At 71.7% G+C, this 18,659-nt stretch carries 17 protein-coding genes; 6 read left to right on the forward strand and 11 right to left on the reverse strand.

What is annotated here, in order from left to right:
- Positions 1 to 280 precede the first annotated feature (280 nt).
- Positions 281 to 472 carry a helix-turn-helix transcriptional regulator gene (locus ACIBO1_RS00595; protein ID WP_350693259.1) on the forward strand — a complete coding sequence of 64 codons (192 nt, stop codon included), beginning with the start codon at positions 281 to 283 and terminating at the stop codon, positions 470 to 472.
- Positions 462 to 998, forward strand: coding sequence for a hypothetical protein (locus ACIBO1_RS00600; protein WP_396740301.1), 537 nt, complete (start codon positions 462 to 464; stop codon positions 996 to 998). The genes ACIBO1_RS00595 and ACIBO1_RS00600 overlap by 11 nt, the downstream gene beginning before the upstream one ends.
- Here the strand turns inward: ACIBO1_RS00600 and yidD are convergent.
- Positions 982 to 1,395, reverse strand: coding sequence for a membrane protein insertion efficiency factor YidD (yidD, locus tag ACIBO1_RS00605; protein ID WP_396740303.1), 414 nt, complete (start codon positions 1,393 to 1,395; stop codon positions 982 to 984). The genes ACIBO1_RS00600 and yidD overlap by 17 nt on opposite strands.
- Before the next feature lie 204 nt (positions 1,396 to 1,599).
- On the opposite strand from yidD, the gene ACIBO1_RS00610 reads away from it, so the two are divergent.
- Entirely contained in the window at positions 1,600 to 3,807 is a 2,208-nt protein-coding gene (locus ACIBO1_RS00610) for a choice-of-anchor J domain-containing protein (RefSeq protein WP_396740305.1), read from the forward strand.
- A gap of 108 nt (positions 3,808 to 3,915) precedes the next feature.
- Entirely contained in the window at positions 3,916 to 4,353 is a 438-nt protein-coding gene (locus tag ACIBO1_RS00615) for a VOC family protein (RefSeq protein ID WP_396740307.1), read from the forward strand.
- On the opposite strand, the gene ACIBO1_RS00620 is transcribed toward ACIBO1_RS00615, so the two are convergent.
- Together ACIBO1_RS00620 and ACIBO1_RS00625 are read right to left on the reverse strand one after the other, a co-directional pair.
- The gene (locus tag ACIBO1_RS00620; protein WP_396740309.1) at positions 4,322 to 5,224 is read right to left on the reverse strand and encodes an SAM-dependent methyltransferase; all 903 of its coding nucleotides are present in this window, start codon (positions 5,222 to 5,224) and stop codon (positions 4,322 to 4,324) included. The two genes, ACIBO1_RS00615 and ACIBO1_RS00620, sit on opposite strands and share 32 nt — an antisense overlap.
- Before the next feature lie 578 nt (positions 5,225 to 5,802).
- Positions 5,803 to 7,047 carry a multidrug effflux MFS transporter gene (locus ACIBO1_RS00625; RefSeq protein WP_396740311.1) on the reverse strand — a complete coding sequence of 415 codons (1,245 nt, stop codon included), beginning with the start codon at positions 7,045 to 7,047 and terminating at the stop codon, positions 5,803 to 5,805.
- A 79-nt stretch (positions 7,048 to 7,126) separates the two neighbouring features.
- Between ACIBO1_RS00625 and ACIBO1_RS00630 the strand changes: the two genes are divergently transcribed.
- Entirely contained in the window at positions 7,127 to 7,570 is a 444-nt protein-coding gene (locus tag ACIBO1_RS00630; RefSeq protein ID WP_350693247.1) for a MarR family transcriptional regulator, read from the forward strand.
- A gap of 94 nt (positions 7,571 to 7,664) precedes the next feature.
- Here ACIBO1_RS00630 and ACIBO1_RS00635 read toward each other — a convergent pair whose 3' ends face one another.
- Complete coding sequence (locus ACIBO1_RS00635) at positions 7,665 to 8,774, reverse strand: hypothetical protein (RefSeq protein WP_396740313.1); 1,110 nt, start codon at positions 8,772 to 8,774, stop codon at positions 7,665 to 7,667.
- A 289-nt stretch (positions 8,775 to 9,063) separates the two neighbouring features.
- Between ACIBO1_RS00635 and ACIBO1_RS00640 the strand changes: the two genes are divergently transcribed.
- Complete coding sequence (locus ACIBO1_RS00640) at positions 9,064 to 9,291, forward strand: hypothetical protein (protein ID WP_396740315.1); 228 nt, start codon at positions 9,064 to 9,066, stop codon at positions 9,289 to 9,291.
- On the opposite strand, the gene ACIBO1_RS00645 is transcribed toward ACIBO1_RS00640, so the two are convergent.
- The 7 genes from ACIBO1_RS00645 to ACIBO1_RS00675 all read right to left on the reverse strand — a co-directional run bounded on the left by ACIBO1_RS00645 (position 9,269) and on the right by ACIBO1_RS00675 (position 18,574).
- On the reverse strand, positions 9,269 to 9,553 hold the full coding sequence (locus tag ACIBO1_RS00645) for a putative quinol monooxygenase (RefSeq protein ID WP_396740317.1): 285 nt from the start codon (positions 9,551 to 9,553) through the stop codon (positions 9,269 to 9,271). The two genes, ACIBO1_RS00640 and ACIBO1_RS00645, sit on opposite strands and share 23 nt — an antisense overlap.
- Positions 9,554 to 9,639: 86 nt before the next feature.
- Entirely contained in the window at positions 9,640 to 10,398 is a 759-nt protein-coding gene (locus tag ACIBO1_RS00650) for a MerR family transcriptional regulator (RefSeq protein WP_396740319.1), read from the reverse strand.
- 74 nt (positions 10,399 to 10,472) lie between these two features.
- Positions 10,473 to 12,761 carry a putative bifunctional diguanylate cyclase/phosphodiesterase gene (locus ACIBO1_RS00655; RefSeq protein WP_396740321.1) on the reverse strand — a complete coding sequence of 763 codons (2,289 nt, stop codon included), beginning with the start codon at positions 12,759 to 12,761 and terminating at the stop codon, positions 10,473 to 10,475.
- A gap of 148 nt (positions 12,762 to 12,909) precedes the next feature.
- The gene (locus ACIBO1_RS00660) at positions 12,910 to 14,388 is read right to left on the reverse strand and encodes a hypothetical protein (protein WP_396740323.1); all 1,479 of its coding nucleotides are present in this window, start codon (positions 14,386 to 14,388) and stop codon (positions 12,910 to 12,912) included.
- A gap of 43 nt (positions 14,389 to 14,431) precedes the next feature.
- Positions 14,432 to 15,529 carry a hypothetical protein gene (locus tag ACIBO1_RS00665; protein ID WP_396740324.1) on the reverse strand — a complete coding sequence of 366 codons (1,098 nt, stop codon included), beginning with the start codon at positions 15,527 to 15,529 and terminating at the stop codon, positions 14,432 to 14,434.
- Between the two features lie 162 nt (positions 15,530 to 15,691).
- Complete coding sequence (locus tag ACIBO1_RS00670; RefSeq protein WP_396740326.1) at positions 15,692 to 17,035, reverse strand: class I SAM-dependent methyltransferase; 1,344 nt, start codon at positions 17,033 to 17,035, stop codon at positions 15,692 to 15,694.
- Between the two features lie 156 nt (positions 17,036 to 17,191).
- Positions 17,192 to 18,574 (reverse strand): FAD-binding oxidoreductase, encoded by a 1,383-nt coding sequence (locus ACIBO1_RS00675; protein WP_396740328.1) that lies wholly within the window; start codon positions 18,572 to 18,574, stop codon positions 17,192 to 17,194.
- Positions 18,575 to 18,659: the final 85 nt, after the last annotated feature.

Below are 18,659 nucleotides of genomic sequence, written 5' to 3' on the forward strand. Positions count from 1 at the left end.
CGTGGGCTCCAGTGCGGCACACCGGGTCGAAGTCGAAGGTGCGGGCGACCACCAACCGGCCACCGCCTGATCAACACGAGCACCTGCCGCGAAGAGCGTGGCAGTGCAGCTGTTCGACACGCCGAGCCCGCAACAGCTGCACTGCCACGATCAAAGCCGCCCCCACCCACCGACCGCCCCAGCTCGCCGTCCGCCACCCCGCAGACAAGCACGCTTGACACCGAGCCTCGATGTCAAGCATCCTTGACGTGACAAGGTTGCTTGACATCGGAGGTGCTGGTTGCGGAACGATCTCCGTGAGCTGCGGCAGGCTGCCGGGCTGTCCCAGCGGGAACTGGCCGAGGCCCTGAACGTCTCCCGGCAGACGATCAACTCGATCGAGACCGGCCGCTACGACCCGTCGCTACCCCTGGCCATCGCCATAGCCCGCCACTTCCACCGCCCCGTAGAGGAGATCTTCCATGTCGACTGAGGGCCGCGGCACCCCAAAGGACCACCACACGCCGAAGGACCACCGCACCACCGAAGGCCACCCCACGGCCCAGGGTCCCCACACACCTGAGGGCCACCGCACGACCGGAGGTCACAGCACCCTGCGGAAACTCTCGGTCGCCGCCATCCTGCTGGCGGTCGCTGCGCTGATCGTCGCCGTGGGGTTGCTGCTGCGGGAGCACGCGCCCGGCAACATGGGCGTCGGGTTCCTCCAGGGAGCGGCGGTCGGGCTGCTCGCCCTCCTGCTGATGGTGTGGCGGCTGAGCAAGCGACCGGACCGCGCCACCACGTTCGAGCGGGCCTGGTCGCAGACCGGGGACGAGCGCGACGACGCCATTCTGACCCGGGCCCTGGCCGTGCTGGGCCTGGCCGCGTTCCCGCTCACGTCGGTGGCGGCCGTCTCCGTCGCACTCGGTGCCGAGCCGAGCATGGTGTTCGCGCTGCTGCTCTTCGCCGAGATCGTCGTCGGTGGGGTCGCCTTCGTGGTGATCAACCGTCGGAACTGACCGGGCCGGTTCGGGTGCCCCGGGAAGCGCCCGGGGCGGCGGGCACCGGGTCGTGGGTGCCGGGTGGCGTGTGTGCGGTGCAGCGTCGCAGCCGGCCCGCGGCCATCCGGCCACCGACCGCCAGGCCGTACCGTTCGACGGCTGTCAGGCCGTACGCGCTGCAGGTGGGGGTGAAGCGACACTGCCCCGGCCAGCGGTGGGACAGCCAACGGCGATAGCCGAGGATGGCCGCCCGTCCGGAGCCGTCGGCCACCGGTGCCGGGATCACTCGCGCGGCTGCCGCGCCGACCGTCAACAGCATCGAGAACAGGGAACAGTCGCAGGAGGACAGGGCACCGCACCCCGGGTCGCTGCAGGTGTTTCCCTTCTTCTGCCGGCGCCCGGCGATCTTCGTCATGGCGACATCATGATCCCGCCGCGCCACTCGGCCGAGTCCGGGATTCCAGAGGTACGGGCAGCGATCCACAGACGTATGTCGTGTCAGGGCTTGATTGATCGATGCACTTGTGCAAAGGATACGAAGACGCTCGATCAGCGCGCGTAGATCCATAGCCCCTGGTCACCCGGGGTTGAGTGGATCTGTCGGCTATGAGGAGGTTCTGTGGCTCGACGCCGCTTTGCGGGGATAGCAGCCTGCGCCATCGTCCTACCGTTCTTCGTCGTCGCCCAACCGGCGGCGGCCAGTCCGAGCACTGCGGCGGCCCAGCCCGCTCCGGTGCCGGCAACCGGGATCGCGAGCGACGTCCGCGACCTCACCAGAAAAGACTTCACCTTCAACGGCAAGCCCGTCGAGGTGCCTCGGCAGTACCAGCCGCAGGCGCAGCGCAGGTCGGCGCAGGCCGCCGAGACGCCGGCGGTGGGTACGGTGCGGCAGTGGCTCGCGCTCGACGACTACCAGGGCGTGATCTACCTCAAGGACTACACGCTGCGCGGTGTGGGCGACAACATCGAGGTGTGGGTCGCCAACGACACCGAGTTCCCGGAGGGTGACTGCCGCCGGCAGATCGCGAACTCGACGGTGGTCACCGACGCGCAGGTGACGCGCCTGGTCGACGAGTTCGACAACAACATGTATCCGAAGTCGACGGACGCGTTCAGCACGCCGCCGGACCGTGACGGCAGCAACGCCCAGATCGACGGCGACTACACCGGTGCCGGCAACCGCACGGTGACGCTCGTCGACAACGTCCGGGACGACAACTTCTACGACTTCCCGGCCGCGCCGACGTACATCGCCGGGTTCTTCTTCTCGCTCTTCAACGAGCTGCTCGACCGCAACATCATGACGATCGACGCGTTCGACTGGGCGCACCGGACGGGCGTCAGCCCGCCGAACGAGCCGACCGACGACCTGTGCACCAGCCGGCCGGCGCGGCCCAACCTGTACGAGTCGACGTTCATCCACGAGTGGCAGCACCTGGCGCACTACTACACCGACCCGTTCGAGAGCATCCTGATCAACGAGGGGCTCTCCGACTTCGCCCAGACGCTCGGCGGCTATGCCGACGCCTCGGCCCGGGTCGACCAGCCGGGCGCGGACAGCCACATCTACTGCTTCCAGGGCTTCGGCACGGTGCAGACGGACTACAACACGAATCCACGGGACTGCGGTGGGCCGGAGAACTCACTGAACCTGTGGGACGAGGGCGGCAACCCGAACGCGGTACTCGCCGACTACGGCAACGCGTACTCGTTGATGTTGTTCCTCTACGACCGGTACGGCCTGGACTTCATCTCCCGGCTGCACCGCGACGGCGAGTCGCAGGGTCTGGCCAGCATCAAGGCGGCGCTCGCCGCCGAGGGGGTGAACGACCTCTACGGCGTGATCCACGACTACCAGACGATGAACCTGGTGGACCGGATCGTCGGCAACTCGAAGCTGGGTGTGATGCTCGGCCGTGACAAGCGCAAGGTCACCACGGCCAGCCTGAACGCCACGGTGAACCTGGCCAACCCGGCCACGCACGCCACGCCGGGCGCGGCACCGAACGGCGCCGACTACGTCCAGTTGCGCAAGGCGAACGGCAAGCCGCTGGGCCGGGGCGATCTGCGCTCGATCAGCTTCAAGGGCGCCAAGACGCTCCCGTCGGTGCCGCTGGCCTGGACGACGGTGACCAACGACCCGGACCGTCCGGGCAACGCGGTGCTCTGGTCCGGCAACGGCAACAGCACCGACGCCGCCGCCGTGACGCCGGTGAGCGTGCCGGCCGGCAACCCGACGCTGACCTTCCTGGCCAAGTACGGCGCCGAGGCCGGCTACGACTACGGCTACGTCAGCGTCTCGACCGACGGTGGCAAGAGCTACACCGCGATCGAGGGTGACAAGACCGTCGCCGGGCCGCTCGGACCGTCGCTGAACGGCACCACGGCCGGCTTCGAGCCGCACACGTTCGACCTGTCGGCGTACGCGGGGCAGGACATCCTGCTCAGCTTCCGCTACGTCAGCGACGGTGGGGTCAACGAGGGCGGTCTGCTGGTCGACGACATCACGGTCGGCGGCACGCTGGTCAGCGACGGGTCGAACCTGGACGCGTTCGACTCGCCGTCGCAGGTCTACCCGACGCCGGTGGCGAACTGGAACGTCCGGTTCGTCGGCTTCGACGAGAAGCTCCGGACGGCCGTGCAGTTCGAGGTCGACGGCAAGACCAACTTCACCCTGGGGGTGGTGCAGACGGCGCTGCTCACCGCCTTCCCCACGGTGGTCGCCATCGTCGCCTACGACGAGCCGACCGAGCAGGTCACGCAGTACGCGCCGTACCAGTTGACGGTGAACAAGGTCGTGCAGCCCGGCGGCGCGCCGCTGAGCTGACCGATCCTGCTGAGGACTCCCGGTGCCGTGGTTGCGGCACCGGGAGTTCTGCGTTCCGTGGGACCTTCGGCAGGCGGCGAGGCGACCGGGACGGGTTAGATTGCCCGGATGGAACAGCGCCTCAGCCTGATCACCCTCGGCGTCACGGACCTGGCCCGGTCCCGGGCCTTCTACGAACGGCTCGGCTGGCGGGGTCAGGAGGTGGAGCGGACGGTGTTCATCCAGGCCGGCGGGATCGCCGTGGTGCTCTGGGCCCGCGAGTCGCTGGCCGAGGACGCCGGAGTCGACGCGCGGGCCGCCGGTGGATTCGGCGGGATCGGGCTGGCGCACAACGTACGCGAGCGCGACGAGGTGGACCGGGCACTGGCCGACGCCGCCGAGGCGGGCGCGGTCATCACCCGGCCGGCCCGCGAGACGTCCTACGGCGGGTACGCCGGTTACTTCGCCGACCCGGACGGCCACCTCTGGGAGATCGCCTGGAACCCCGGTTTCCCGATCGCCGAGGACGGGACGATCACGGTGCCGGACTTCGGGCCACCACGATGACCATGCCCTGCGTCTGCTCCTCGGTCAGCATCTGACGCCAGCCGTGTTCGAGTTCGGTGTCGGTGAGCGGCGGCCGGTCCGCGGTGCCCTTGAGCGTCGGCGCGAAGACGTCGAGGATCTGATCCACCTCCGCCGGCACCGGATTGTCCCGGGCGTACCGCCGCAGTTCGAGGTAGGTCCACATGCTGCTGTACTTCACGTGGTCGGTGATGTCGGTGACCTCGTCGAGCACGACGCCGGCCTGGGCGGCGATCTCCGGGTAGTCCTCCGCGCCGATCGGGGACGCGGCGACCCGCCAGGAGTCGTACACCCTGGCCAGGGTGTCGTCGCCGCGCCCGTGCGGGCCCTCCCGGACCGTGAAGTCGGTCAACACGATGCGCCCGCCGGGGCGGACCACTCGGGCGATCTCCCGCAGCGCCCGCACCCGGTCGGGCACGTGCATGATCGACTCGAACGCCATCGCATGGTCGAAGGAGTCGTCGGGGAAGGGCAAGGCGGCCATGTCGGCCTGGTCGAAGCGCACCCGGTCGGCCACCGACTCGGCGCGGGCCAGTTCGTTGGCCAGGCGTACGTCCTGTTCGCTGACCGAGACCCCGACGATCTCGGCACCGGAGATCTTTGCCAGCCGTACGCCGGGGCGCCCCAGCCCGCAGCCGGCGTCCAGCACCCGTGCGCCCGGCCGCGCGGCGACCCGTTCGATCATCATGTCGGTCAACCGGACGCTGGCCGTGGCGAAGTCGCTGTCGTCGTCGGGCCCGGTCCAGTAGCCGTGGTGCATGGAGCCGCCCTGGACCCGGGCGACGATCGAGTTCACCTGGTCGTAGAAGGCTCCGACGGATTTCGGTGTCGGCCCTTCGAGGTCAGTGTGCACCGCTGTCACCGCTTCCTGCTCGTCGAGGAGTGCCGGGTCGGACAGACGGGGGCGGAATTGCCCGGCGAATTCACGATCACCGGCTCATGGGAAATGCAGAATCCGAACCGTTGCAGACGTACCGGAATTCACCACTGTCCGATTCCTGATTGACGTCGCGAGTGGCGGGATCACCGCACCGTTCGCTCCGCCCCCGAGCCGGAGCCGGTGGCTGGACACGCATCCTCACCTGCGGCAACAACGGGTGAGTGGCACCTCGCGCCCGGATCGCCGTCGGCGCGGCGAGGACGCGTCATCCCCTTTCCGGCGGAAGCCGAAGTGCGACTCCGACCGACGAAAGAGGAAGGGGAAACAACGTTCAGCAACGTCACTGTAACCGGGGCGCCTCAACCGGTCAAGCAAATGAATATAGCGGCAAATCCTGCCTTTACTTCGCCTTTCGAATCCGCCCTTCGATCATGGACTTGTGGTCGGCGGATCACCCCTTGTCAGAGCGTTTGGAGATACCACAACTCCATGATCGGCGGGAGGGTGGGAGGCCGGGGCGGTGGGACGGCGGGGGCGGCGGGCGGGGAGGGTCAGCGGCGACGGGGGCGGGGGCGGGGGCGGGCCAGGGTGAGGACGACCAGCAGCGAGCCGGCCGCCGCGCCGGTGACCACCACGGCCATCGGCACCGCGCTGCCCTCGCCGCCGAGCCCGACCAGCGGCGCGGCACCGGCGGCGATCACCGCCTGGAGGCTGCCGAGCAGGGCGGCGGCCGTACCGGCGTGCGCGGAGTGCCGTTCGAGGGCGAGGGCGGTGCCGTTGGGCATCACCGTGCCGAGCGACCCGAGGAAGAGGAAGAGGGCGGCGACGACCAGCGGCAGGGCTCCGAGCAGGGCCCCGACGAGCAGGCCGAGCGCGGAGAACAGGCCGAGGCCCAGCCCGCAGATCAGCAGCGGTCGGGGGTCGTAGCGGTCCAGCAGCCGGGCGTTGAGTTGGCCGACGGCGACGAAGGCCAGCGCGTTGAGGCCGAAGAGCATGCTGAACGCACCGGCGGAGAGGCCGAAGACGTCCTGGAGGACGAACGAGGAGCCGGAGAGGTAGGCGAACAGACCGGCGAAGGCGAGGCCCTGGGTCAACGCGTACCCGAGGAAGACGCGGTCGGCGAGCACGGCGCGCCCGGCGGCGGCGGTCGCAGACAGGCCGCCGGTGTTGCGGCGTTCGGCGGGCAGCGTCTCCGGCAGCCGCCACGCGACGGCGGCGACGAGCAGCACGCCGACCAGGGCCAGGGCGAGGAAGATGGTTTGCCAGCCGCCGAAGCCCAGCACCAGGCTGCCGAGCGCGGGAGCGGCCATCGGGGCGATGCCGAAGATCAGGACGAGTCGGGAGAAGTACTTCGCGGCGGCGCGTCCGCTGTAGAGGTCGCGGACGACGGCGCGGGCGACGACGGTGCCCATGCCCCCGGCGAAGCCCTGGGCGAAGCGGAGCGCGGCGAGCGTCTCCGCCGACGGCGCGAACGCGCAGGCCAACGACATCAGGACGTACGCGCCGATGCCGATCAGCACCGGCAGACGGCGTCCCCAGCGGTCACTGAGCGGACCGGTGACGAGTTGCCCGACGGCCATGCCGACCAGACAGGTGGTCAGCGAGAGCTGGATCTGCGCCTGGCTGGCGGACAGGTCGCGGGCCATCTCGGGGAACGCCGGCAGGTAGGTGTCCAGCGACAGGGGCCCGATCGCGGTGAGCGAGCCGAGCAGCACCAGCAGACCGATCGCGGCCCGGCCGGTGGGTGCGGCGACCCGTTCCGGCTGCCCGACTGTCGGCGCGGTGGTCTGCGACATCGTGGCCCCCTCGGCGGTCGGTTGCGCCGGGCTACGATAGCTCTGCTTACAGAGTTATTGCCGTGGAGAGGGCCGTTCTGTGACGGAAGAGACGCTCGGGCAGCTCAGCGGGGCCCTGGGCGACCTGCAGCGGGTGCTGCGCCGGACGGCCGCCCAACGGACCGGCCGGGTCGCGCTGCCGGACGCGCAGGTGGAGGTGCTGCGACTGGTGCAGCGGCAGTCGGGGGTCAGCGTCCGGGAGGCCGCCCAGCGGCTCGGTACCGCCCCGAACACGGTGAGCACCCTGGTCGGCGAGTTGACCACCGCCGGTCTGCTGAGCCGCGACCGGGATCCGGTCGACCGGCGGACCGTCCGGCTGACGTTGACCGACACGGCGCGGGAGCGCATCGCCGCCCACGAGCAACACCGGCGGGACCTGCTCGCCGCCGCGCTGGCCGGGCTCGACGCCGCCGACCGGGAACGACTGCTCGCCGCCGCACCGGCCCTGTCCCGCCTGGCCGACCTCGCCGCCGAGCAGCGCTGAGCCTCCTCGCCGCGCTGAACCACCGAGCAGCGCTGACCGGCCGAGGAGACCGGCGGATCGTGGGCGGACCCGCGCCCACGTCCGACCGGAGGTGTCAGCCCCAGACGGTGCGGCGGACACCGCCGTGCGCGCCGCACGCGCGCGGGCTGCCGCCGGCCAGGCTGACCTTGCCGTCCTCGCACTGCACCAGGTAACCCCGACCGTTCCAGAACCCGGGTACGCAGTCGAAGTGCTCGCACACGTCACGGGCCGGCTCGCGGATCCGCTCGCCGCCGCAGAAGTCGTACCCCATCGGGTTGACCGGGGCGCCGCACCGCCGCTCCGGTGTCGGCGCATCCCGACCTGGCGCAGTCGAGCCGCTGGCGCGCGGCGCCTTGGACGCGCCGGTCGCGGCGACCGGCGCCGGAGTGGCGGCGACCGCCGTGTCCGTGCCGGCCGGGTCCGAGCCGGAGTTCGCCAACGCCACCGGCACCATCACGGCCAGTGCGGCGGCGACCACGGCCGTCCGCCGACCACCCGGGATCAGCGCCGACAACCGGGCCTGCCCGGGGGTGGCGATGCCCGGTCGGGACGGGCGCAGCCGGGCGTGCTCGGCGATCAGCTCGTCGAGCTGCGCGATCACCGTGGCCCGTTGCTCGATCGCGTCGGCGAACGCCAGGGTGAGCACGAAGCGGAAGTCGGGTGCCGCGTCGGGGGGCAGCAACACCCCGGAGCCGCGTCGGCGGTCCAACACCTGCATCAGGGTGACCGGCGCGTGCGGGTCGTGCGCCAGCCCGGTCATCCGCGCGTACGCCCAGTCGCGGCGTCCCCGCCCGCCGAGCAGCACCAGCCGACGGCTGGTGACCACGGCCATCCCGGCGTCGGTGGCCCGTACTCCCTCGGGAAGGCGTTGGCGCAGCCGGCCGATCTGCGGGGCCACGGTCAGATCGGGAGCGGGCAGGACGGCGTTGTGCCGCACCTCCACCAGTTGGGCGGCGGGTACCACCCGCAGCACCACCTCGTCGGCGTCCAGTTCGAGCGGGAGACCGTGGCCCGCCGTGGCCGAGCCGTGACACTGCTCCGCGAGCGTCCGTAGGCGACGTAGCTCGTCGTCGCGTCGTCGCCAGTCCCCCTCGGCGCTGCGGAACATCCGCAGCCTGCGCTCGTTCTGCCGGCGCGCCCACCGGTACCGCCATGTCGAACCCGTCGAATCAGTCCTTGCCACGCCGACTCCTTCGCCGCGCAGGCCACCAACCGCAGGCCACCTAAGTGGGGTGTCACAGTGTTAACGACCCCGGGAACCACCATGGACACGGCCAAGAGCGGGTGAATTACCCGATCGGTGGACTAATAAGGACAAGATGGTGGTTTCGCTGCGTGGCCGGATGGCGACGTGCGGGTGACTGTGACGCCACCGGCGACGGTGACGCCAATCAATCGAGCGGGTGCGCAGGACGCCCGCCCGCCACGGACCCGGCGACGCCGAGGTCCGGTACTACGCCAGGGAATGCGAGATGAGCCACGCACCACCGCGCCGCAGGGATCGGCACATCGTCGACCGGCTGCTCGACGGCGACCCGGTCGCCCTGCGCCGGGCCGGCCGGCTCGCCGCGCCGCTACGCGCGGCCCGCGCCCCGGCCCGGCGGGACGAACTGGCGGGCGAGCAGGCGGCGGTGGCGGCCTTCCGCGCCGCTGCCCGCCGCCCGCCCGCTCCCCCGCTCAGGGGGACTCGACCGAGCTGATCCGGAACTTGTGCACCTCGGCACCGACGATGGCGACCTGCTGGTCCGGTTCCGGACCGGCACCGCGGAAGTCCAACAACTGGTCGTCGGACTCCCACCGCTCGTAGACGTTGATCCGCCCGGGCTCGACCACGTCCGGGCTGATCGAGAAGTCGACGCAGCCGGGCGCCGAGCGGGCCGCCCGCACGATCTCCACGCAGGTGGCCAGGTAGTCGTCCCGCTCGGCCGGATCGACGTAGAGCGTGCCGGCGACGATCAACAAGGGGACCTCCGAAAGATCGTGGAGTCGACGATGTCAGTCATACTCCCCCGGTCCGACGGTTCCCGCCCGCCGATCGCCGCCCCGGATCAGGCCCGGCTGATCGCGTTCGCGTGGATGGCCTCGGCCAGGTACGCGGTCAGCCCCGGTGCGATCGCCTCGTAGTGGGCGGTGAACCTCTCGTCGGCCAGGTACATGTCGGCCAAGCAGGTGTGCATCTCGTACGAGCACTCGTAGAACGACTGGCTGATCTGCCGGCGGTGCTCCTCGGCCAACTCCCGCGCGGCCGGTCCGTCCGCCGGTGCGCCGGACTCCATCGACGCGACGATCCGCCGCCCCCAGTCCTCGCTCTCAGCCTTGATCCGCGCCCAGTCTTCCTTGGTGTAGCGCGACACGCGCCGGTTCGACTCCCGGTACGCCTCGGTGCCACCCCAGCGCTGTTCCGCCTCCTCGGCGTGCGCCTCCGGGTCGAAGTCCCCGAACACCTCGAACCGCTCCTGCGGGGTCAATCGGATGTCCAACTTGCTCGCCTCCATCGCGAACTCGATCGCCGCGACCATCTCCTGCAGGCGCTTGATCCGTACGGTCAGCAGCTCGTGCTGACGGCGCAGGTGCGCCTCCGGGTCGCTCGCCGGGTCGTCGAGGATCGCGGCGATCTCTTCCAACGGGAACCCCAGCTCGCGGTAGTAGCGGATCACCTGCAACCGCTCCAGGTCGGCCTCGGAGTAGCTCCGGTAGCCCGCGCCGCTGCGCCCGCTCGGCGACAGCAACCCGATCTCGTCGTAGTGGTGCAGCGTCCGGACCGTCACCCCGGCCAGCCGGGCGACCTCGCCCACGCGGTACGCCATGGTTCCCTCCCTTCCTGGGAACCACGCTCCCGCCTGCCGCTACGTGAGGGTCAAGTCCGATTCTGCGACACCGGTCAGACGGGGCGGGCCGGACCGGCCAGGACGGTCCGCAACTCGGCCAGCGCCGCCGGGCGACCGTAGCGGTAGCCCTGCCCCTGCAGGCAGCCGATGGCGGCCACCGCGTCGTGCTGCCGCTCGGTCTCCACCCCCTCGGCCACCACGCCCAGGTCGAAGGCGTGGGCCAGCCGGGTGACCATCTCCACGGTGGCGTACGCCCGCGCGTCGTCGGAGATCCGGGACACGAACGAGCGGTCGATCTTCAACTCGGTGGCCGGGATGCGGTGCAGGTAGCTCAGCGACGAGTACCCGGTGCCGAAGTCGTCGATGGCGATCCGGATGCCGAGTTCGCGCAGTTGCCCCAGCCGGTCGAGCACGGCGTCGCTGCCCTCGATCAGAGCCGACTCGGTCAGCTCCAGGGTCAGCGCCCGGGGTGCCAGGCCCGCCCCGGCGGTGGCCTCGGTGACCGTGGCGATCAGGTCCGGGCGGCGCAGGTGCGCGGCGGCGATGTTCACCGCCACCGTCGCGCTGGGTACCCGGTCCTGCCAGGTGGCCGCCGCCCGGCACGCCTCCTTGATGACCCACCTGTCGATCGGCAGGATCAGCCCGGTCTCCTCGGCCAACGGCAGGAACCGGGCCGGGCTGAGCATGCCCAGCCGGGGGTGCCGCCAGCGCACCAGCGCCTCGGCGCTGCGGACCGCCCCGGTGGCCAGGTCGACGATCGGCTGGAACTCCAGGTGCAGTTGCTCCTCGTCGACGGCCCGCCGCAGGTCGGCGATCAACTCGGCCCGGCTGACCGCCGACTCCCGTAACGCCGGTGTGCTCCGCCGGTACGCCGACTTGCCCGCCGCCTTCGCCGCGTACATCGCGATGTCGGCGTCGCGCAGCAGGTCGGTGTAGGCGATGTGCTGCGGCCCGTACTCCGCGATGCCGATGCTGGCCGACGGGTGCACCCCGACCAGTTCCTCGCCGGGCGAGGGTTGCAGCGCGGCCAGCAGCCGTTCCGCCAGGCGCTCCGGCTCGGCGGGCGGGCTGCCGGTGACCAGTACGGCGAACTCGTCGCCGCCGATCCGGGCGATCATCCCGTCGTCGCCGACGGCGCGCCGCATCCGCCGGGACAGCCCGGTCAGCAACGTGTCACCGGTGGTGTGCCCGAACCTGTCGTTGACCTGCTTGAACCCGTCCAGGTCCAGCAGGAGTACGGCGACCCGGTTCGTGCCGAGCAGCGCCGCGCGCAGCCGACGGGTGAACGCCAACCGGTTGGGCAGCCCGGTGAGCTGATCCATGTAGGCGAGCTGCCGCAGCCGGCCGACCAGCCGCAGGTTCTCGTTGGCGGCCAGCCCTTGCCGCAGCGCCAGCGTCGCCAGCAGCGCCAGCAACGCGATGAAGATCGGTTGCGGGATGTAGCCGTGCGGCCGGCTGGCCCACACCACCGCCACGATCGCCCCGCCCACCGGCAGGTACGGCAGCGCCACCCGCCACCAGGGCGGCAACGGTGACTCGGCCGCCTCGTCGGGATCGGCCCGGTAGCGGGGTGGCCCGAGCCGGGTGGCTGCCGCGATCAGCAGGTAGCTCAGTGGCCAGAGCACGTCGACCAGCCGACCCGGCTGGTAGGTGCCGGCGGCCACCAGCGACACGTACGCGGCGTCGCCCACCGCACGGACGGTCAGGCTGGCGCCGAGCAGAGTCAGCACCGGCCACACCGGTCGGCTCGGGCCGATCACCGCGACCAGGATGGTCAACTGCATCAGGTCGAACATCGGATAGAGCAGACCGGCGGTGCGCAGCGGCTCGTCGAGATCCGCCATCGCGACGTTGCGGAAGATCAGCATCCAGCCGACCGGGATCAGCGCCAGCCCGACGATCACCCCGTCGAGCAGTGTCCGGACCCGACCCACGGTGGTCCGCGGGGCGGTGACCGAGCAGAGCAGGGCCGCGGTGCCGGTGACCAGACCGGCGACGAAGAGCAGCCCGACCGGCAACGTGTGCGGCAGGTCCTCGCCGACCAGCCGCAATACCGTCCACAGTGCCCGGCCGGCCATCGCCAGAGCCATGGTCGCCGCCAACAGCAGCCAGAACCGACGTACCATCGGCTGCTGGCGGGCGGCACCCAGGCAGGCCGCCCCGGCCAGACCCGCGACGACGAGCGCGCCGAGGTCGCTGACCAGCGCACCGGCGGGCAGCTTCAGCAGCAGCCAGACCGTCTCGACGCCCACGACCAGACCGGCGGCGAACAGCCCCGCCCAGCCGACCCGGTCCCGCCCGGGCCACCGCGCGGCAGCCCGCCCGACGTCCTCTCGCGACACAGCGCTCGCTCCGGCTCTCTCTCGTACGTGCACGCGTTCATCCACAAACATCTTCACGTACGGTGACCACCCGGCACCCACGACCCGCCGGGCGGCGTGAAAGGAAGGGACCCTTTCTAACGCCTGGTGTATAGGAAGGGTCCCCTCCTTACACCTCGGGCGGGTCGAGGGTGGGCGGACCGCCGTGGGTCCACGGGGTCTCCGCCACAGTCGGGAACGTGCCGCTGGGCACGAACGCCTCGCTGAGCGTGGTGTAACAGAGCCGCTGCCCCACCTCGGGCACGCTGCCGGGGCTGGCGGTCAGGCCCCGACCCATCCCGCCGGAGAGCTCCAGCACCACCTCGGTCTTGCCCTCGGCGGTCGGGGTCACGAAGACCACCCGGGCCTTCTGCCCCGGTCGGGCCGGGTTGCACAGACTCGCGCCGACCGGCACCAGCACCGGTTCGGTGGTCACCAGTTGGATACGCGGACGCAGCACCGGTCGGCGTCCGGTGTCGTCCACCCGTGTCGGGTCGGCCAGCACCACCTCGCCGACGAACGCCTCGCCGGTCAGCCGGTACTCCGCCATCACCAGCGGGTCGTCGTAGGCGCGCTGCACGGCGTAGCTCGCGCCGGCCCGCTCCAGGCGGTGCAGCCGGGTCGCGGCCGCCACCGCACCGTCGCGGCTGGGCTGCGGCGCGCCGTCCTCGTCGACGTGGTCGGCGTGCGCGGTGAAGGCGTCCCGGTCTCCGGTCCACCGGCCCGCCACCCGGGCGCCGGGCGGCAACGCGCGCAGCAGCCCCAGGCCGCGCCACATCAGGTCCCAGGTGGGCGTGAGCTGGTCGCGCAGCAGCCGCTCCAGCTCCGCGTACGCCTCGGCGCGAGCCGAGGAGTCCGCGTCGGCCTCGGCGTACGCCTCGATGGCCGGGGCGAGCAGCCGGTTGTCGAAGTCGGGATCGGTGGCCGGTCCGGCGGGCGGACACACCGTCGGGTCCTCGGCCCGGGCCGCCGCCTCGGCACCGGTCAACCCGGACGGCGGGGCGATCCAGCCGAGCAGCGCCGGCAGGTGCAGGTCCTCTACCGCGCTCTGCCCGGTCGCCCAGTGCATGCTCAGGGCCTGGGTCAACGCCAGCAGCGTCGACGAGCCGGGATGCTCCGCGCGTTCGGCGAGGAAGGTCAGCCAGCGGCCGAGCAGCGGCACCGACGCGGGGACCGGGTAGTCGCCGTCGACGCGGCGGAACCGGGTGGCGCGACCGAGCAGCCGCAGGAACGTGACGCCCGCCGGGTTCGGCACCACCAGTTGCGGGGCGTCGAGGTATCGCTGCCGGACGTCCTTGCCCCGGTCGACCGCGACCGTCTCGGAGCCGAGGCGGTGCGTGTCGACGTAGGGCAGCAGGATGTCGGCCAGCGCGGCGGCGAATCCGAACCGCTGCTCCCGGTTGCGGGGCTGCGGCACGACGAGCAGGTGTCCCCGGCCCGGTGCGGTGCCGACCATCGCCGCCAGCGGGGCGTTCGCCTCCCCCGCCATGGACAGCGGCACCAGCACCAACGGCCGGGCCGACAGGTGCACGTGCCGGACGGTGGCCACCGGCTGGGCCACCCCGGCGGCGACCGCCTGCGCCGCCGCGAGCGCGCGCAGCGTACTCATGCCGATGCTCCACCGGGCACGCTCCGGCCGCGCGTCGGGGGTCTCACGCCGACCCGGCCAGGGCGTCGGCGCGCAGGCGGGCGGCGGTCCGCAGCAGCGCGGCGGCCTCCTCCTGCTCCGGGTCGGTGGCGGGTTCGCCACCGGCGAGCGCCAGGACCCGGTCGACGTCCTCGATGCCGCCGAGCGCCTCCCGCACCGGGCGGCCGAGCGCACCGGTGTGCCCGCCCGCCTCGTGCCGGCAGAAGTAGGCCAGTTCGCAGGTCGCCAGGCAGTCGGGGGCGTAGCGGGCCGGCACCCCGCCCAGCGAGGCGAGCAGCGCCGACGGGTCGGCACCCGGATCGGCGGTGAAGTCGGCCGGTACGTCGTCGAGCAGTGTGTCCAGCCGATCCATCCGGTCCAGTTGGCGGCGTACCACCAGCAGTTGCTTGCGCACGTCGATCAAATGCGCCACCGGCTGGTTGGTGAAGTCGCGCGGGCACACCAGCACCACCTCGTGCGACACCGACTCCGGCGGTCGGCCGGCGGCGACGAGCAGGTCCCGCAGAGCCAACACGTACACCGCGGACTGGATCGCGGCGGCGGCCAGCTTGGCCGGGTCGGCCTGGCCGTCGATCACCGGGAAGGACTTGACCTCGACCACATGGAACCGGCCGCCGAGCCGGGCGGTCACCAGGTCCGGCTCCAGGTGGACCCGCTGCCCGGCGACGTCCAGGGCGAGCATCGGGTGGTCGAACAACGCGGCCGAGTCGTCGGGACCGTCCGGCGCGGCGGTCAGGAGCGCGGCCGAGCGTCGCTGGCGGGCCGCCATGTCGTCGCCGTCGCCGAGCGCCGTCCACCGCGCCGAGGTCGGCACCGGTACGCCCAACCGCTCGGCGACCAGCCGCAGCAACTCGGCGCCGTCGTCGGCCTTCACCTGCGCCTCGAACGCGTTTCCCCGGGTGATGGCGAACCGGGACTGCCCGAACCGGGCGGGGAAGCCGATCCGCTCGGCCAGCAGCGGCTTGTCCACCCCGGCCCCGTCCAGCACGGCCCGCCGGGTGCAGCCCGGGTTGCCGGTCAGCGCGGCGATCGTCCGGGCGTTGTGCCGACGCGGGGGGATGCCGCCGCGGATCGCGGCCAGTCGCTGCTCGCTGCTCGTCACGACAGGCCACGATAGCCGCGCCGACCCACCGGCCCGGCCGACCCGCCACGACCTACCGGAAGCATCGCGCTACGTGGTGTTTGCGACACTGTCCGCGACAGGAATCGGGGAAGGTCGCGCCTATCGATCCGGCGCGGCCTTCGAGCCGACGAGGTCAGCGGGTCAGGGCAGCCAGTCCGGCCGTAGCGGATAGCCGTTGACCGCGTCCGGGCCGTTGCGCGTGGCCAGCACCTGGTGCAACTGGATGCCGTTGCGCTCGAACGCCAACCGCGAACCAGCCATGTAGAGCCCCCACACCCGGGCCGTGCCGGTACCCACCTCGGCGACGCAGAAGTCCCAGTGCTCCACCAGGTTGCGGCACCACGCCGCAAGCGTCAGCGCGTAGTGCTGGCGCAGGTTCTCCTCGTGGTGCACCTCCAGCCCCACGTCGTGCAGCTCACTGATCACCCGCCCGGGACCGGCCAGCTCACCGTCCGGGAAGACGTACCGGTCGATGAAGGCGCCCGAGCGGTGCGGCGCCCGGTTGTCGGCCCGGGTGATGCAGTGGTTGAGCAGCCGCCCCTCCGGACGCAGCCGGTCCCGCAGGAAACCAAAGTAGGCCGGGTAGTTGCGCACTCCGATGTGCTCGGTCAGCCCGATCGAGGAGACCGCGTCGAACTCCTTTCCGGGCGCGTCGCGATAGTCCATGTGCCGCACCTCGGCCAGCCCGGTCAGCCCCTCGCGTGCGATCGCCGCCTGCGCCCACTGGGCCTGGGCGCGGGACAGGGTCACCCCGAGGGCCTTGACGCCGTACTCGCGGGCCGCGTGCCGGACCATGCCGCCCCAGCCGCAGCCCACGTCCAGCAGCCGCATCCCGGGACGCAGCGCGAGCTTGCCGGCGACCAGGTCGTACTTGCTCGCCTGGGCCTCCTCCAACGTGTCGTCGGGGCTACGGAAGACCGCACAGGTGTACGTCATCGACGGCCCGAGCACCTTCTCGTAGAAGGCGTTGGAAACGTCGTAGTGGTGGCTGATCGCACTGCTGTCCCGGAGCCGGGAGTGCCGCAGCCCGCCCACGATCCGCTTCCAGCGGGGCAGCGCCTCCTGCGGCGGCGCCGGTGGCGGCAACAGCCGCTCCCAACCCAGTCCGCGTACCAGGGCCAGCCCCTCGGCCACCGTCGGCGTGCGTACCCGAAGCTCGTCCTTGAGCACCCGCAACGCCTCGTACGGGTCGCCCGGGTGCACCCCCTCCAGCGCCAGGTCCCCGCTCACGTACGCCCGTGCCATGCCCAGGTCGCCCGGCGCGGTGAGCAGGTACGACAGGCCCCGCTCGGATCGGATCGACAGGGTGATCCCGGCGTCGGCCGGACCGAGTCGACTGCCGTCGTACCCGGTGACCCGGACCGGCAGCGGGCCTGCGGTGAGGGCCCGGACCACGTCCGCGACGCTCGGACCACGTCGGCCGCTCCCGGCCGGCGGTGTGGCGGGAACGCCGGCCGCTCCCCGCTCTCGATCAACAAGGCTCATGCCGGCACTCCGCTTCGCTCCGTGCCAGCATGAGGCACATTCGCACTGAGCTTGATGATTCGCTCGCTACGCTCGCTCATGCCGGCACTCCGCTTCGCTCCGTGCCGACATGAGGCTCAATCGCACTGAGCTTGATGATTCGCTCGCTACGCTCGCTCATGCGCGCGCTACCGCCTTCTCGTACAGTCCGGTGAGCCGATGTTCCGGGTCGTACCGGTCCCGCACGGCGCGCCACGTCTCGCCGCCGTAGAGCCGGTCGAACGAATCCCGGTCGTAGTACGCGTCGGAGTAGAGCGACTTGTGCCCGCCCGCCCCCGACACCGCGCGCTCGATCTCGCGGTTGACGTCGCCGTCGGCGGCGCCCTCCGCGATCGGCACGCTCCCCCAGAAACCGATGTTGACGTAGTCCTGCCCCGGCCGGAGCGGGTACAGCGGCCAGGACCGGGCAGAGCCACTGCCCGTCGGCTCGCGGAGCCGCAGCGGACACAGCCACACCGGGGCCATCCCCACTCGGCGGGCGAACCAGTGCAGGAACTCGGCGGTGCGGTCCAGCGGGATCTCCACGTCCTGCACCACCCGTTCCCGGGCCGGCTGGCCGCGCCAGCGGTCGATCCGGGCGGCCACCTGGTGCCGGTGCTCCAGCCGCACGATGCGGTGGTAGACGTCGCTGCGCCGCCACCGGGCCGGCCACAGCCGCCGGACCAGCGGATGCTGCGCGCCGAACGCCGCCGAGCACCAGAACCAGTCGGTGTCCCAGCGCCACAGGTAGTCGTGGACGGTCAGCGTGTCGTGCGGCAGCCGGCGCAGCGACCGGTAGTAGATGCCCTGACCGGTGTAGTCGGAGACCCGGCCCGGTTCGTCGCTGAAACGGGCCAGCACCAGGTACGCCTCGCCGGGGCTGAACATCACCCCGTCCATCGCGTCGACGGTCTCCCCCGCCCAGACGCGGCCGGCGGTGATCTCGGCGATCGCCTCGGTCAACGCGGTCAGGTCGGTGAACCGCACGTTGCGCAGCGCCACGTGTCGCCGGACCGGTTGCAACTCGATGCGCAGCCGGGTGGCGTAGCCGAGGCTGCCCAACGAGTTGGGGAAGGCGGCGAAGAGATCCGCGTGTTCGCCCTCCGGCCGGGCGGTGACCAGTTCACCGGACCCGGTGAACACGTCCATCTCGGTCACCGACTCGTGCGGCAGGCCGTTGCGGAACGAGGTCGACTCGATGCCCAGCCCGGTGACCGCCCCACCCAGGGTGATGGTGCGGAGCTGCGGCACCACCAGCGGCATCAGGCCGTGCGGCAGGGTCGCCTCGACCAGCCGCTCATAGGTGCACATGCCCTGCACGTCGGCGGTGCGGGCAGCCGGGTCGACGGCGAGCACGCCACCGAGCCCGCTGACGTCCAGACCCGCCGTGCGCGGGGCGTCGCGCGGGCGGAACAGGTTGGAGGTCCGTTTGGCCAGCCGCACCGGCCGACCCGGTGGCACCGCCGCGTACGACCGTCGCAGCTGAGCCACCGCCACGTCATGATCACGCAAAGCGTGCATGGGGTCACTTTACGCGTCGGAGGTGCCGCGGGCGGGCCGTCCACGCGAGAGTTACCGCACCTGCGATGGCGTACCGGCCCGGGGG

The sequence above is a fragment of the Micromonospora sp. NPDC049903 genome, from assembly GCF_044460945.1.
Lineage (GTDB): Bacteria > Actinomycetota > Actinomycetes > Mycobacteriales > Micromonosporaceae > Micromonospora.